Source organism: Thermoplasmata archaeon (genome assembly GCA_038851035.1).
Taxonomy (GTDB): domain Archaea; phylum Thermoplasmatota; class DTKX01; order VGTL01; family VGTL01; genus JAWCLH01.
Genome location: JAWCLH010000009.1, coordinates 54,121 through 69,317 on the forward strand (window position 1 = coordinate 54,121; position 15,197 = coordinate 69,317).

Here is a 15,197-nt window from a genome sequence, read left to right on the forward strand (position 1 = left end):
GAGGGCGGGGAGGTGGGGAGCGGGGGATAGAAGGAGGTCTTAATAGATGAGAAAGCTCTTCTTCACCGCCTCTCTTTGCACGGGCTGCAGGGCCTGCGAGGTCGCTTGCTCTTTTAAAAAGGAGGGCATCTTCTCGCCCGCGCTCTCCCGCATAAGGGTCGTCAGGCTCGACGAGGAGGGACTAGACATCCCGACGGGCTGCGAGCACTGTGAAGACGCGCCTTGCATCAGAATATGCCCCGTGAGGGCCCTCAAGAGGAGGCCGGAGACGGGAGCGGTGGTGGTCGACGGCGACAGGTGCATCGGCTGCAAACAGTGCATGGTTGTCTGCCCATTCGGTGCAGTGCACTTCAGCCACGCCTCGGGCAGAATCTTCAAGTGCGATTTGTGCAACGGAGACCCAGAGTGCGTGAAGTGGTGCTTCACCGGCGCGGTCAGCTTCTGCGAGGAGGCGGGTGTGCCACGGGCGAAGAGACACAGATTCGCGCACAAGCACATGGCCCTGACGAAGGACTTATGGTCTCCCGCGGCTCCACAGGCCAATGAAACCAGAGGTATTGGCAAGACGGTGGATAGAGAGGGCTCCCGGAGAGGATACGGGGAGGGGGGGAGTGGGGAGGCGCTGGGGGGCGGGAGCGGAGGGGCAGGGCCCAGCGGTGAAAGGCGGGTCAGTAAAACTAGCGGAGAGGGCCCCGATGAAGGGACGGGTGGCCCGGGAGGGGGTGGCGGGGCTTGAGCTTCAAGTACGGCGCCTTCGCGGGCTCGCTCCTCTTCGTCGACCTTGGAAAGGGGACGGCGAAGAGGGTGCCGCTCGAGAGGCACTGGTGCGAGCTCTATCTGGGGGGGAGGGGGAGGGACGCTAGAGTTCTGTTCGAGAAGCAGGACCCGTCGACCGGCCCTCTCGACCCCGCGAGCCTCGTCCTCATCTCCACTGGCCCCCTGACGGGCCTACTAGGTCCAACGACGGGCAGGCTGAACGTGGCCGGCCGCTCGCCTCTGACGGGTATCTACGGGAACTCCAACGCCGGCACGAATTTCGGTCCGGAGCTGAAATTCGCCGGCTACGACGGCATCGTCCTCACTGGCCGCTCGCCCCGGCCCGTCAGGCTGAGCATCCAGGATGACGATGTCAGGCTGAAGGACGCCAGCGAGCTATGGGGCGAGGGCGTTTTCGAGACCACCGCTCGAATTCTCGAGGAGGAGGGTCCGGAGGCGAGGGTCGCCGCAATCGGTCCCGCCGCGGAGAACGGCGTTCTCTTCGGCTCAGTCATTTTCGATTTCTGGGACGCCGCGGCCCGGACTGGGCTCGGGACGGTGCTCGCCTCCAAGAACCTAAAGGCCGTGTCCGTCCAGGGCACGGGAGCGATTCGCGTTGCTGACCCGAAGGCCTATTATGAGGCTGCGCGCGAGGGCTGGCTCGCGGTTCTCGAGGACCCGGGCTTTAGAACGGGCGAGCATTCGGCGCTTGGGACGAGCATATGCGTGAACTGGGGGAACGCGCAGGGCTGGCTCCCAACGCGCAACTTCCGTGAGAGCTGGTTCGAGGGCGCGGATAGAATCAGCGGCGAGGAGTTCAGGGACGTCTTCTCGACTCGCGAGGCGCCCCTTCCGGCGGGAAGGGCGTGCTTCTCCTGCCCAAACCGGTGCAAGAGGTACGGTAGAATCGACGAGGGTAAATACGCCGGCACGAGGGGGAACATCGAGTTCGAGGGCGTCGCGGCCTTCGGCTCGAAGTGCGGCGTGGATGATTTGGGCGCGGTTTTCCACGCCTACATGCTTGCCAACGACTACGGCATGGACTGCATAACCTGCGGCAACACGATCGCGCTCTTCATGGAGTGCATCGAGAGGGGTCTGCTCGAGGATGAGGGTCTGGGGCTTAGGTTTGGCTGCGCGGACGCCATGGTCGAGATGGTCCACAGAATCGCGAACCGCGAGGGGAGGCTCGGGGAGCTTGGCTCGCAAGGGAGCGAGAGGGCAGCAGCGGCAATAGGGAAAGGGGCAGAGGCGCTCCTTAACACGATTAAGGGGCTTGAGACCATCGCCTGCGACCCGAGGGCCGCCAAGGCATTCGGCTTCGGCTTCGCGGTTGCGAGCAGGGGCTCGGACCACCTGAGGGCCCATCCTGTCTTCGAGATGCTCAGGAAGCCTCCTGAGGTCGGAAGGGAACTTTTCGGCTCGCCCGAGGCTGTCGAGCTGAGGAAGTACGGCGGGAAGGTCAGGCTCGTGGCTTGGCACGAGAATCTCGCCGCTGTCACGGACTCCGCAGGTAGCTGCCGCTTCATGCATGCCTCCTACTACGCCCAGTATCCCATTCCCGAGCTAATGAACAAGTATGCTAAGAGGAAGAGGGCCGTGGTTCACTCAATCAAGTACCACAAATGGATAGAGGCCGCGACGGGAATTCCGATGAGCTATGAAGGACTGATGGAGTTCGGGGACAGGATAATCAACCTCGAGAGGGCCCTGAACCTGCGGTGGGGCCTCAGGAGGGAACAGGACACCCTGCCCCGTCGCTTCCTTACAGAAAGGATACCAAAAGGGCCGGCGAAGGGCGAGCTCTTCGAGCCACGAATTCTCGAAGAGATGCTGGTGGAATACTATAAAATCCGAGGCTGGGACCCCCGCACGGGCTACCCGTACGAGGAGAGGCTCGCCTCGCTCGGAATGGAGGACGTGGCCGCGGCTCTGAAGGAGAGGGGACTCCTCTCGCCCGGCGGCGCGCCAGAGCAAGCTCAGCCCTTCAGAGACCCACTCGCCCATCGCCCGGAGCCGGGCCCCGGTGAGAACGCCTCGAGGGGATAGAGTGCCGGTGTGCAAATTATGCGGGCAGCGCATTGATCTCTCCAGAACGGGCATCAGGGCGCGCAGGTGCGGCTCCTGCGGGGCAGTGGTCTGCGACGAGCACTACAGCTGCGAGCGGGGCCTCTGCTCCCCCTGTGCCGGCCTGCCGGTGAGGATAAAAAGGCGCTCGTTCATCAGGAAGCGCCGAGTGGAGCTTCGAGGGGGACATGGGGAGGGAGGAGGATAGAGGCCTTCCCTGAGCCGGGCTGGGGCCCGCGCGGGGCGCACCGGGAGGTCTGAAAGGTGAATAAAATAACTGTGACCGTGCGCTATCTTGGGACCTTCTCCCAGCTCACGGGAAAGAGGGAGGAGACACTTGGGCTGGAGGAGGGCGCGACGGTCGGGGAGCTCGCAAGGCTACTAGGGCTCAAATACGGCAGGGAGCTCAGAAGGAGGCTGGAGGATGGGGAGTCCCGTCCAGTGTTATTCATCGTGGACGGGAGCCCCGCTCCATCCGAGCGGCGGCTTGGCAACGGGGAGCTCGTTCTTGTCACCTACCCTGCGGGAGGTGGATGAGGCGGCTGGAGGGTTGGGCGATGGGCGGGCTGGATTCTATTGGATACTCACTGGAGCGGGGGTCTGGAGCGAGATTCTAGAGGGGGGTTTGGCACGCTGCCCTTCATTTTTACCCCTCCATTTTGATGCTCTCATGCCGGCTTTTATTTAAAATATAGAAAGTACCCCCACCACAATAGCTTAAACCCTGAAAAACGATACCCCCAGCTAGTCTGGGACTGCTATCCAGCGGAAAAATCGACCCCGACGCCACTGGGGTCTGGGGTGGCATGGTGAGACAGTTAGGTAAGGGAATTAAAATAGGCATCACGGGCCTTCCTGGCGCGGGCAAGACCCAGGCCCTCATCAAAGTAATCGAGATTCTGGAGGGCGAGGGGGAGGTTGTCGGTGGGATGATAACTAAGCCCATCATGGAGAAGAACAGGCGCACGGGCTTCACTGTCATGAACTGGTTGACCAAGGAGGAGGCGGTGCTCGCCCACATCAACATCCAGTCTAAAGTGATGGTCGGCAAGTACGGGGTCGACCTAGACGCACTTGAGAGAATCGGCGTGAAAGCGATTGACGACGCTGCGGAGAAGGCAGACGTCATCATCGTCGATGAGGTCGGCAAGATGGAGGTTGAGAGCGACAAGTTCGTGGCGGCTGTCAAGAACGCGCTCGAGACCTCCAAGCCATTCATCCTGACCCTGCACAAGAAGTCCCGGAACCCACTGTTGCAGGACATCCGCAGGCGCGACGACATCCGCATTCTGGAGGTCACGCCCATAAACCGGAACCTCCTGCCCTACAAAATCATCAAGCTCCTCAAGGGGGAGCTGCTCTGAGATGCACGAGCTGGTCGAGGGCGCAGCGAGGCTGCTCGTGCCCCGTGTGGGCCCGGCCCGCGGGCCGGCGTCGTCGAGGACGCCCGTGTTCCACAACCCCGCGATGGCGCCCGCGAGGGACCTCTGCACGCTTTTCGTCGCGGCAGCGGGCGGGGCGCTGGGCCGGCGGCTCAGGGCGGTGGACGGTCTCGCCGGAACGGGCGTCAGGGCCATCCGTCTGGCCCTCGAGACCGGTCTGGACTTTGAGGCCCTCGTCGCCAACGACAGGAGCCGCGAGGCCCACGAGCTGATTCTCAGGAACATCGCCCTGAACGGCCTGGGGGGGCTGGTGAGCGCGTCGCGGAGCGACCTGCGCGCCCTCCTCTATCAGGAGCGCTTCGACTACATTGACATCGACCCGTTCGGCTCCCCGGCGCCATTCCTCCAGCCGGCCGCGGCGTCCGTCAGGCACGGGGGCCTCATCGGCCTGACCGCCACCGACACCGGCCCGCTCTGCGGCACCAATCCGCGGACCTGCCTGCGCCGCTATCAGGCCCTGTCCGCCCGCTCCGAATACATGCACGAGACGGCCGCTCGAATTCTCATCGGCTTCTGCGTCCGGAGCGCAGCCGGAATCGACATCGCCCTCAGACCCGTTCTTGTCCACTCGGGAGACCACTACATTCGCGTCTACCTCAAGGCCCTGAGGAGTCCCGCGAGGGCCGCGGAGGTGCTCGGGGAGCTTGGCTACGTGGGTCCGGGCAGGGAGATGACCCCTTATATTCCGGAACCCGGACGATTCGCAGCTCCTTTCCATGTCCCCGGCGGTCCCGGCGCCGGGGCGGGAGGAGGCCATGGGGGAGAGAGAGGGACCGAATTCGCCGGCCCCCTCTGGCTCGGGGAACTCTTCGATCGCGGGCTACTGGACGGGGTGCTCGAGGCCTTCAGAAAAAGATCCCGCGGGGGGCCGCCGCTCGCCCGCGAGCAGCAGCTCGCAAAGACCCTCTCGGCGATGGACGAAGAGGCAGGGATGCCGCCCTTCTTCTACGAACTGGACGCGGTTGTGAGGGGCAGCCGCACCGGACCGCCCGGCCTGTCCGCGATGCTCGAGGCCCTGCGCGCCGCGGGCTTCAGGGCGTCGAGAACGCACTTCTGCCCCACGGGCTTTCGGACGGACGCCCCGCCTGAGGAGGTCAGGAGGCTGGCGGTCGAAGCAGCCCTGAGGCGGCGAGGGGACATGGGGCGTGGAGTGCTGCGAGGGCATTGATGGCACTGAGCGGGGCGTTGGTCTCGCAAACCGCTGCCGGGGCCAGGTTGATTTGCCTCCGCCCGACATGTCCGACAGTATCGGTCAAACAGTATTTATCAATGGAGCTCGATTATCATTCCGTGATGTTCGAAAGGCTGGTGGGGTGGGCTCGCGGGTTCCTGAGCAACCTCAGAGACATCCTCGCCTCCCCGAGGGGGCTCGTCCTGAACATCCTCTGGCTATGCGCGCTCCTTTACACCTTCACAGACCAGAAGCTCCAGATTTTCGTTCCAGTGCTCCTCGCCCTCTGGGTCATCGGCTACATGATTTACTTGGACAAGAGAGAAGGCTACAAACCCCAACTCTTGAGGAGGCTCGGGGTCGTGGTCTTCTGCTCCCTCGCCATCAGCACCTCGTTCTACGGCTACTTCTACATGAAGGTCAACGACATCCAGACAGCCTCGTTCCCCACGGATGTTCTGAACAAGACGGGCTACGTCAGGGACAGGTCGCTTGACTCCTCCCAGCTCCTCATGTACGGACTGCTGCGCGTTGAGACGCGAGCATTCAGGTACGACGACAGGGACCTCGCGAGCCCTCCCTACCCGGGAGTGGTTTTCCTAGTGACGCTCAAGACCGTCATCATACCGCCTCAGGATATGATTCGAGACGAGGTGATGAAGAGAATCGAGGGACTCAAGATGGACGGGCTCACGATTCAAAAGGAGACGCGCAAGGAGGGCACGGGCGTCATCAGGAGTGGCCACGAGACGAACTGGGTGGAGTACGACGCCCTCCTGCAGGTGCCCGGCTCTGGCTCCCTCATCGACTTCCCCGTCGGCGCCAGGATAAAGGTGAGGGCTGAGTGGTGGCCCTGCCCAGAGCGCGGGACCGTGGTAATCGTCGCCGGTGCGGCCATGTACGGGACCTCTCCCTCCGGAAACAGAATTCGGGACATCGTCCTCCCGCCCGGGCCGGACGACATGGCCACCTATGATTCGATCGTAAGGCTGATATACAACACAAAGTGCACTGGAGGGAGCTGAGTGGAACTCGCCTTCCCCTGCCACTCCTTTGACTTAATTTGGAGCTTTGGATATTTCTAGGAGATGCTTGAGGGCCCGAAGGATTCCGACGTAGAGGCTTTGCTCAGGAAGAGGGTAGACCAGAGCGGGAAGATAAGGCTCATTGCCACCACCCTCAAGAACGAGCTCTTCCCGAGGGCCGAATCGATGTTCGTCGCAGAGTTCAGGTCCTACAACCCGCTCGAGGACGACCCGGAGAAAGCTGGCGGAGGCGATAGAGGCTCTCATCCATCCGGAGACGGGCGTCACGAGAATCATGGTAGAGAAAGCTGCCATGATATATTCCGATGGAATTCTCAGAGACCTCCCGGGCCTGATATCCAGAAAACAGCTGGAGTTCAAGAGAAATTTTCTACTAGATTCGAGCCTTGACGAATTATTTTTTTGGAGCTCGCGCGGAACTACAGGGACACCTTCCCGAAAAAAGGCACATCGGGACTAGGCTGGCCACCGACGAGCAGAGCGCCTTCCTCGCCCGCGGCCTCGCGGGTGCGGCCGCTCTCCGCTCCCTCAAGCTCTGGCCCGCCTGGTAGCTCCGCAACGCGCGCCTCTCGGTTCTCTATGAGATGGAAGAAATCCAGAGGCTCTGGGAGCTTTGCCGCCCTCTTGTGTCGGAGATGCATTGGGTCTAGAAGATAATTCCTGACATCGAGCGCCGCACCTTGGAATACATTGAAGAGAACTACCCAGCCGGCGTCTAGAAAGCGTAGAGAGCTCCGGCGAATGTTGGACCGAATCGAGATTTTCTAGTCTCGAACGAAGGCGAATAGGGGAGGGGGTCGGAGCGCTCCAGCTCTACCGCGGAGCCTCCGACGAACTAACAAAGGTTTTGATGGAGCTCTCGTGCCACTCCCTAAGACACGGTTTAGGAATTCTGGAGGCCACGGACGTCGTCCTGAGCATGATGATGAGGGTTACGCACTCGGCCTGAGCCCCCCGCCAGACCGCTCCATTTCCAGCTCTGAAAAGGGTCCCCTCTCCCGGACCCATTGGCCCACTCGCCAGACCTCACCTTGAGCCGGCGAGGGCGCTCGGGATACCGATGATGAGCGGGAAAATAGAGACTATTAGCGCAACCCCAACCGCCTCGGCCAGGGCTGAGCCTATGAAGTCCATCACTGGCGTTCCCTCGACGCCGAGGACAGAGAGCGGCTTGAGCAGGACAGAGAGCGCTCCGAGCAGCGCCAGAACCACACTCCCTGTAGCGGCGTGCCCGAGGTCCTGCCTGCTGGGAGCGAGGCAGGCCGCGACAGACCATACGAAGTATAGGAAGATGAGAAAGAGAAATGTCACGGCGCTCAAGGCAGTTATATTCATCCAGAAAGTCAGCGCGGCCGATTTGAGGAGCGTAAATATTGACTCGAGAGGCCTCTCGAGCTCCAGCCCTCCGGGCTCGAAGAGAACCCCTAGCGCCCTGAACAGATGGACCAGAAACACGAGGAAAAGCGAGCAACCGGCAATGGGCGCGAGCGCGATGAGCGCCATCACAACCGGCCCACGCCTCTCGTGCCTCACATAGCCCCCATCCCTCTCGAACATCCTGACTTCGAAAACCTTCGTCCCGGTCAGGATGCAAGCGAGCCAATGGCTCGCCTCGTGCACCACGACTCCGAGCCATATGAAGACCCTGTGCCTGCCGCTCGTGAATATGCGCGAGAGGAGCCTGTCGTTGAGGGCGCTCAGAGTCACGAGCGCAAACATCCAGAGCAGGAGCGCGAGGTAGCCCGATGGTGTCATTGGACATAGAACATACTGCGCCATATTAATCGTTGCCAGTCGCCGCCACGCCAGGTCGGGAAATCATCAGATACCGTTAAATCCGCAGCGGCCGTTACGAGGCTTGTGGACCCCCTGTCTCTCCTCGCGGCGCTCGGCATAGGCGCGGCCGCGGGCCTGCTATCAGGAATGTTTGGCATAGGCGGAGGGATTGTGATGGTCCCCGGGCTCCTCTTCGCCGGGCTCGTGGGCAGTTTCAGCGAGGCCACGGCCTGCTCCCTCTTCGCCATCATATTCGTCTCGCCGATGGGCTCATACGTACATATGAAAGCGAGGCATCTAAACCTCCGCTACGCTCTCGCGCTCGGGGCCTCCGGCGTTCTCGGGGGCGTCGCAGGCTCTTACATCAGCAGCCCGGCCCCGCAGAACTGGCTCGAGCTCGCGTTCGGCATTTTCGCACTAGTGATGGGAGTTGAGCTATTCCTGAACTCCGGGAGGGGAGGAGGAACGGGGGTCAATAATGCGGTGGGGGCTCGTGAGGGCGGGGCCGGCGGAACAGGCGGAGCGAAGCTGCCATGCGGTCGCGATGCCCGGCGGCGGGGAAGCGCTGCAGAGGTTGCGAAGTTTGTGGAGGGAGAGGAGCGGCAGCCCGCGGGGCCAGGTGTTCGGGAGCCAACCGAGTGCGGGCTCCGGAACCCTTACCCTGTGCTAGTCCTCCTCGGCCTCGCCGCCGGCCTTTTAGCGGGCTTCCTTGGCGTCGGCGGCGGGCTGGTCATGGTCCCAGTGATGGTTCTTCTCGGCGTCGGGGTCCATGTGGCCATCGGCACCTCCCTTCTCGCGATTCTCTTCACCGCCTGCGCCTCGGTTGCGGCCAAGGCCTCCCTGAGCCACTTCGACATCGGTGTCGCGGTCCCGCTTGCGATCGGGGGCTGCGTCGCGGCCTGGGCCGGCGCCGCCGCGGCCGAGAGGACCGGCTCTAGGCAGCTCTCGAGATACGTGTCCGTGCTGCAGTTCGTGATAGGCGGATACATGCTGGCGAAGGGACTGGGCTTGCTGTGACCTCATCCGCTACTCTTGGCCGAACACGCCCCTCCCATGGCTAGAGCCCCGCCTGGCGGGCCAGAACATGCGGCACTCCGGCGCAAGGGCTGGAGCGAAACAGCCCCGCCCCCCTGGGGCCGAGACCCGCGTGCTTCCCCCAGCCCTACCTGACCCCCAGAACCTCCCTCGCCTCGTCCAATTTATCTACCGCGAGCGCAATCTCGGTCTTTCCGTCGCTCTTGCCGAAGATGTATATCGAGTTCACGTTTATCGCCTTTCTCGCGAGCCTGCGCGCGATCTTGGCCAGCTCGCCAGGTCTGTCTAGGAGCTTCACGACCAGAATCTCCTCCTCCGTGAACTCCCGCCCCGCCCTCTCCAGGGCCTTCCGGGTCGAGGCCTGGTCCTCGGTCACTATCCTTATCACTGGCCGCTTGGAGCCCGCGCCCTCGCTGGATATAGCGATGATGTTGATTCCGTGGTTCGCCATTATCTCGGTCACCCTGGCCAGCTCCCCCACCCTGTCCCTCACCTGAATGCTGAACTGCTTCAAGCGATCACCTCAGCTTCTCCCACTTGTACAGCTCCATCACTTTGGATAGCGTGCTCCCCCTCTTGATTTCCTCGCGAATTCTGTTCTCTTTCTCCAGAACGTCGAGCGCTCGATTCGCAATCTCAGAGAGCCTCTCCTTCGGTATCACCGTAACCCCAGTCTCGTCGCCGACGAGCCAGTCGCCCATTCTCACGACCTGGCCGCCGCAGACGATCTCGGCTCCTATCTCCCCGAACCCCTTCGGCTCGCCCGCATTGGGCGCGGTTGCGGTGGCGAAGACGGGGAAGCCGATTTCGATGATGTCCTCGACGTCCCTGACTGCACCGTTGATGACCACGCCCGCGATGCCCTTCACCTTGCAGCTCCAGGACGCAAGCTCGCCCCAGACCGCGGCCCTCCCCTCGCCCGCCTCGATGACGATGACATCTCCCCTCTCGGCCACGTCGATCGCCTCGACGGGCTTGGCCCAGTCCCCGTCCGCGGTCCTGACGGTCACGGCCCTTCCGACCATCTTGGCACCGCGGGGGATTATAGCCCTCATCCCCGCCATCGCGCCCTTCCTATGCATCGCGTCCGAGACGTTGGAGCTCGAGACCTTCATCAGCGCCTCGCGGACATTCGACTCATCGTACTTTTTATAGAGCCTCGTCCTCACGGCCTTGCCGGTGAGCATCGCCCTCTTTATCGCCCTCGCGGCCCGAGCTACGTCCGGCGCCTTGGTCAGTGCCCCGCCCACGATGACTATCGCCGCCCCCGCCTTCACAGCCTTCGCCGCGGTCTCGGAGTTGATTCCTCCCGCCGCCGCCACCGGCAGCTTCGTCGCCGCCGAGACCTCCCTTAGCGTCTCAATGGGGGTTCCGCCCGCCATCTGCTCGTCTATGCCGACGTGAACGCACAAATAGTCCACGCCCATCGCCTCGAGCTCCCGCGCCCTCTTCGCCTTGTCCGCGCAGCCAAGGAGGTCCACCATGATTTCGCAGCCGTACTTCCTCCCTGCGCGCACGGCCTCGCGCACGGTGTCGTCGTCCGAGATGCCCATTATGATGACAACCGTGGCCCCGGCCTTGGCCGCGAGCTCGACCTCGAACGCCCCCACATCGAGCGTCTTCATGTCCGCGACGATTCTGTGCCTCGGGAAAAGCCTGCGGAGGGCCCTGACGGCCTCCATCCCCTCGCTCTTAATAAGGGGTGTGCCGGCCTCGACCCAGTCCGCGCCGCCCTCGACCGCCTCCCTCGCGATTTGAAGGGCCCGGTGCAGGTTCATCAGGTCGAGCGCAACCTGCAGGACCGGGTAGGAGCCCATCAAGGACCCTATCGCCTCGCTGTTTATAAGGGTATTGCTCCCTGGGGGGCTGCGCAATAGGACGGCCGTCCGCGACACGCCCCGAGCCCCAGCCAGCAGGACAGCCCGCGCACCCAGCCCCCATACGATTCCGAGAGGACCGGAGCTATCCCGCCTCTCCTCCTCCCCAAAATTAATTACACACGACCCCTTTTCCCGGGCGCGGGGGGGAAACTATGGTCCGGGTCTCCTCGAGGATGGAGGGTCTGGCTGAGTCGGGTACCGTGAGGATGGCGAACATGGAGCGCGAGCTCAAGGCGAGAGGGATAAAGACCATATCCTTCGCACTCGGGGAACCCGATTTCCCCACTCCGGCCCACATCGTCGAAGCAGCAGCGGAGGCGATGAGGGCGGGCTTCACGCACTACACGGCGTCGAAGGGAATTCCAGAGCTTCGGGAGGCCATAGCGGAGAAGTCGCGCGTGGAGAACGGAATTCCCTGCTCCCCGGACGATGTTCTGGTCACCCCGACAAAGCTCGGAATCTATCTGGCGATGATGGCTTTTGTTGATAGGGACGACGAGGTTGTCGTCCCGGACCCCGGCTGGGTCTCCTACATACCAATGGTCCGGCTTGCCGGCGGCAAACCCGTGCCCCTGCGCCTGCGCGCAGAGGACGACTTCAGGATGACGCCGGAGCGCCTCGCGGAGGCCCTAACGCCCCGCACGAGGGCCGTGGTGCTGAACTCGCCCTCAAACCCGACCGGCAGCGTCGCGACGGAGGCGGACATGAAGGGAATAGCTGATCTAGCGCGAGACCACGACCTCCTCGTCCTCACGGACGAGATATACGAGAAGCTGATATACGAAGGGAGGCACGTATCAATCGCCTCGCTCGATGGAATGTTCGAGAGGACAATTACATTCAACGGCCTCTCCAAGTCCTACGCCATGACGGGCTGGAGGCTGGGCTGGGTGGTGGCACCGAAGGAGCTGATGAAGCAACTAGACAGGCTCCAGCAGCACACCCTGACCTGCGCACCCTCATTCGCGCAGAAGGGCGCGGTGGCCGCGCTCAGGGGCCCGCAGGACTGCGTGGATAGAATGAGGGAGGAGTTCAGGAGGAGGAGGGACTTCCTGCTCGGGCGGCTGGAGGCCTCGGGCCTTTTCGAGTGCCGGAGGCCCTCCGGGGCCTTCTATCTTTTCCCGAAGTACAGAGTCAACATGCCCTCGCTCGAGCTCGCCGAGAAACTACTTGAGAAGGCCCATGTCGCGCTCACGCCCGGCTCGGCCTTCGGCCCCGGGGGCGAGGGCCACATCAGAATCTCCTACGCCACGTCAATGGAGAACCTAGAGGAGGGGATGAGGAGAATCGAGGAGGCGATGGGGGGGTCGAAGGGAGCACGCTGAGAGGGGAGGGATAGGCCCGCGAGGGGGCTGGATTAGCCACCTAGGCAGAATTTCAATAAATCCTCAGGCGCTTCGTTAATGGAGGTGTTCCGGGTGCCGAAGGTGAACGAGGAAGTACCCGAGCGTACCGAAGAGCTTTTACGGGATTCAATAGCCCTTCACGAGAAGCTCGTCTCGCTCAACCCGCGCTCGCGGGCCCGGAGGAGGAATCTGGCTGCCGCATGCCAGGAGCTCGGAGAGTTCCTGACATCCGCGCAAAGGTTTGTCGAGGCCGAGAACATGCTCCGGCGCGCCCTTGCCCTTTACGAGGAGCTCATGAGGCGGTGCAGAATAACCAGTTATCAGCCCTATAAATACCCCTCCACAAATCCATCTATTCATCCCCCTCCGAACCTCTGAAATTTCTCAGGGTACCACCCCCGGAACATCTTGAGAAGGGGGTCCTTAACATTCTCTGGGCAATCCATAACATCCTCCCACTTGAAAGTGCTCCTGGAATGAGCGAAACTCTTGCTGGATTTCCCTCTTCGAAATGTATATAGAGAATCTACAATGGCATAGGCCACTATCCTTCCCAGGAAGGATGAAATCGTTTTATATGGCACGCCCATGAAATACTTCATTCTGCTAGCAAGACCTTCACCCGCCCCCGCTCCCAACCTCCCTGTAAACTCATTCCGGTCGTTCACATACTGAGGATATAGAGTGGAGAGAGTCCTGACCCTCCTCTCTTTATGCTTTCTGAATTGTTCTTTGAATCCATTCATAAGGTCTTCATTGAGTGGTTGACCTTCAGGAAGCCCCTCACGGAATTCTGTGAACATGTTCCTGGCTTCATGGAACAGATCCGGAACTCTGTTGGGCCAGCGAGCATACAGGCCGCTTCCGTCTGTTAGAGTATAGTCGCTACCGGTAATGGGATATCGAAGGGCCATTCCCTGAATGTCGGTGATGGGCCAGGGGTGAACGGACAGGCTTGTGACAATATTGATTTCGGGCGAGAGCCTCATACCGACTGTGAAGGCTTCCGGGTAGTCCGGGCACTCCTCTCCTTTTTGACGGCATTTAACGAGAGTTTGCCGGAATTGCGAAAGAGCTCCTTTCTTCGCCGGATACGTCTCATCGGCCTGAGTTGACAGCTTTAATCCAGGATACCTCTTCCTGAGGGCCTCAATCGTCTCCATACCGAAGAGGAGCTTGAGTACATTCACTGCCTGGTCCTTATCAAATACCTTAATTCCTGCCAGCTGTGCAGAGCGCGCGCCGAATCTCTTGAAGTAGTTCCGGACAGTATCCCTATCGACCTGAATTCTCAGGTCGGACAGGTCCTTTTCCACAGAGTTAAAGGGTCTGGTAGCGCCGAGGTATAGAATCAGGTCCACGATTCTCTTACCATAACGGCAGTTGGGGTAGAATGCGTCATTGGCCATGGTGATATGGCCATTGGAGCACCGGAATCTGCGGACATTGACATAGATATTTCGAGGAATTCCCTCGAGGGTGAGAATTCTCATGTAGACCCGCCTAACCCGGTCAAAGGGCTTGATTTGTGATTTACATTTAGGGCAGACGGGAGGGGACTCTTGAAAATTCTTGTTTTCAAACCATCCCTGATACAGCATCGGGAGAATGAGGGCGAGGTTCTCCGGGATGAGCCTGTTGCCGGGTTTTGGGTCGGGTCTTCGCATCTGCATAGGAAATGGAGGTTCTAGGATTCGAATCTTTCGGTGGGTAAGAGCTCCTATAAGAATTCTTCGGTTGCATTAGGTTCACTTACTATTCCGCACCGCCGCGTCAATGATACTGAACCCGGCTCCGCTGCGCCGGGCGGTTGCAGGATCCGCGCCAGCGCCATTTTCCGGGCAGGGGCGCGGCGCTGCGGAGGGAGCCGCATTCCGGCGCAAACTATATTCACCGCCAGTGCCTTGCTCTTCACGTGAAGCACGAGCGAATTCCCCTCGCCTGCGCACCCCTTGACGAGCTTCTGGGCGGGGGTGTCGAGTGCGGCACCATCACTCTGCTCTACGGAGAGGGCGGGAGCGGCAAGACCAATTTCTGCCTTCAGCTTTCTCGCGAGGTGGCAAAGCGTGGCCTCAAAGTGATTTATATAGACACAGAGGGCGTCTCTGTAGAGCGCTTTGCTCAGATATGCGGCCAGGAATTCGACAGGCTCGCACCGAGCATCCTGTTTTTCGAGCCCTCCACACTCGACGAACAGAGGGACGCCATAGAGAAGAGCCAGAAAATCATAGAGGGCGAGGCGCAGGTCGGGCTTATCGTGCTCGACTCCGCAACGATTTACTATCGAGTCCTGTTCGGCACGGAGGCCGAGGACGAGGGCCGGACCTCGCTCATCGCCCAGATAACGAAGCTCCTCGTCCTTGCCAGAAAAAAGCAGCTCCCTGTGGTCATCACCACGCAGGTCTACACTGATTCCGCCCGGAGCAGCTTCGAGCCGATAGGCGGCCACGCCTTCCTCCACACCGCCAAGGCGATATTGAAGCTCGAGAGGTGCGAGGGCCCCCGAAGAAAGGCCACATTGATGAAGCACCGCTCTCTCAGGGAGGGGAAGAGCGCCATTTTTACCATAGGCCCGGAGGGTCTAGAGTAGGGGGGAGTGAGGAGCTCCTTACTGAGGTCCGTCGGGCCCAGAGAGGGGCCTGATTTTTCCGTTCCACAAACCTTAAAAAAGGGGTAGT

At 61.3% G+C, this 15,197-nt stretch carries 17 protein-coding genes; 12 read left to right on the top strand and 5 right to left on the bottom strand.

Going from position 1 to position 15,197, the window contains the following annotated elements:
* Positions 1-46 precede the first annotated feature (46 nt).
* From QW379_04450 to QW379_04485, 8 genes are all read left to right on the top strand, one after another.
* Entirely contained in the window at positions 47-736 is a 690-nt protein-coding gene (locus tag QW379_04450) for a 4Fe-4S dicluster domain-containing protein (protein ID MEM2869656.1), read from the top strand.
* The gene (locus QW379_04455) at positions 733-2,805 is read left to right on the top strand and encodes an aldehyde ferredoxin oxidoreductase family protein (protein ID MEM2869657.1); all 2,073 of its coding nucleotides are present in this window, start codon (positions 733-735) and stop codon (positions 2,803-2,805) included. Before QW379_04450 ends, QW379_04455 begins: the two co-directional genes overlap by 4 nt.
* A 1-nt stretch (position 2,806) precedes the next feature.
* Positions 2,807-3,031 (top strand): hypothetical protein, encoded by a 225-nt coding sequence (locus tag QW379_04460; protein MEM2869658.1) that lies wholly within the window; start codon positions 2,807-2,809, stop codon positions 3,029-3,031.
* 56 nt (positions 3,032-3,087) lie between these two features.
* Complete coding sequence (locus QW379_04465; GenBank protein MEM2869659.1) at positions 3,088-3,360, top strand: MoaD/ThiS family protein; 273 nt, start codon at positions 3,088-3,090, stop codon at positions 3,358-3,360.
* 269 nt (positions 3,361-3,629) lie between these two features.
* The gene (locus QW379_04470; GenBank protein ID MEM2869660.1) at positions 3,630-4,187 is read left to right on the top strand and encodes an NTPase; all 558 of its coding nucleotides are present in this window, start codon (positions 3,630-3,632) and stop codon (positions 4,185-4,187) included.
* 1 nt (position 4,188) lies between these two features.
* The gene (locus tag QW379_04475) at positions 4,189-5,433 is read left to right on the top strand and encodes a hypothetical protein (GenBank protein MEM2869661.1); all 1,245 of its coding nucleotides are present in this window, start codon (positions 4,189-4,191) and stop codon (positions 5,431-5,433) included.
* Between the two features lie 125 nt (positions 5,434-5,558).
* Positions 5,559-6,461, top strand: a complete 903-nt coding sequence (locus QW379_04480) for a hypothetical protein (GenBank protein MEM2869662.1) — start codon at positions 5,559-5,561, stop codon at positions 6,459-6,461.
* 63 nt (positions 6,462-6,524) lie between these two features.
* Entirely contained in the window at positions 6,525-6,872 is a 348-nt protein-coding gene (locus QW379_04485; protein ID MEM2869663.1) for a hypothetical protein, read from the top strand.
* Between the two features lie 29 nt (positions 6,873-6,901).
* On the opposite strand, the gene QW379_04490 is transcribed toward QW379_04485, so the two are convergent.
* A complete protein-coding gene (locus tag QW379_04490; protein ID MEM2869664.1) occupies positions 6,902-7,123 on the bottom strand; it encodes a hypothetical protein in 222 nt (73 codons plus the stop codon).
* A gap of 385 nt (positions 7,124-7,508) precedes the next feature.
* Positions 7,509-8,237: a hypothetical protein gene (locus tag QW379_04495; protein ID MEM2869665.1), complete on the bottom strand. Its 729-nt coding sequence runs from the start codon at positions 8,235-8,237 to the stop codon at positions 7,509-7,511.
* Positions 8,238-8,342: 105 nt separating this feature from the next.
* Here QW379_04495 and QW379_04500 point away from each other — a divergent pair, with 105 nt between their 5' ends.
* Positions 8,343-9,275, top strand: coding sequence for a sulfite exporter TauE/SafE family protein (locus QW379_04500; protein ID MEM2869666.1), 933 nt, complete (start codon positions 8,343-8,345; stop codon positions 9,273-9,275).
* Between the two features lie 145 nt (positions 9,276-9,420).
* Here QW379_04500 and QW379_04505 read toward each other — a convergent pair whose 3' ends face one another.
* Both QW379_04505 and hxlA read right to left on the bottom strand, forming a co-directional pair.
* Positions 9,421-9,807 carry an ACT domain-containing protein gene (locus QW379_04505; protein ID MEM2869667.1) on the bottom strand — a complete coding sequence of 129 codons (387 nt, stop codon included), beginning with the start codon at positions 9,805-9,807 and terminating at the stop codon, positions 9,421-9,423.
* Positions 9,808-9,811: 4 nt separating this feature from the next.
* A complete protein-coding gene (gene hxlA, locus QW379_04510; GenBank protein ID MEM2869668.1) occupies positions 9,812-11,110 on the bottom strand; it encodes a 3-hexulose-6-phosphate synthase in 1,299 nt (432 codons plus the stop codon).
* Between the two features lie 215 nt (positions 11,111-11,325).
* On the opposite strand from hxlA, the gene QW379_04515 reads away from it, so the two are divergent.
* Entirely contained in the window at positions 11,326-12,498 is a 1,173-nt protein-coding gene (locus QW379_04515) for a pyridoxal phosphate-dependent aminotransferase (protein MEM2869669.1), read from the top strand.
* A gap of 93 nt (positions 12,499-12,591) precedes the next feature.
* Entirely contained in the window at positions 12,592-12,897 is a 306-nt protein-coding gene (locus QW379_04520) for a tetratricopeptide repeat protein (protein ID MEM2869670.1), read from the top strand.
* On the opposite strand, the gene QW379_04525 is transcribed toward QW379_04520, so the two are convergent.
* Entirely contained in the window at positions 12,876-14,186 is a 1,311-nt protein-coding gene (locus QW379_04525) for a hypothetical protein (protein MEM2869671.1), read from the bottom strand. The genes QW379_04520 and QW379_04525 overlap by 22 nt on opposite strands.
* Before the next feature lie 248 nt (positions 14,187-14,434).
* On the opposite strand from QW379_04525, the gene radB reads away from it, so the two are divergent.
* A complete protein-coding gene (gene radB / locus QW379_04530; protein ID MEM2869672.1) occupies positions 14,435-15,109 on the top strand; it encodes a DNA repair and recombination protein RadB in 675 nt (224 codons plus the stop codon).
* The last annotated feature ends 88 nt before the right edge of the window (positions 15,110-15,197 follow it).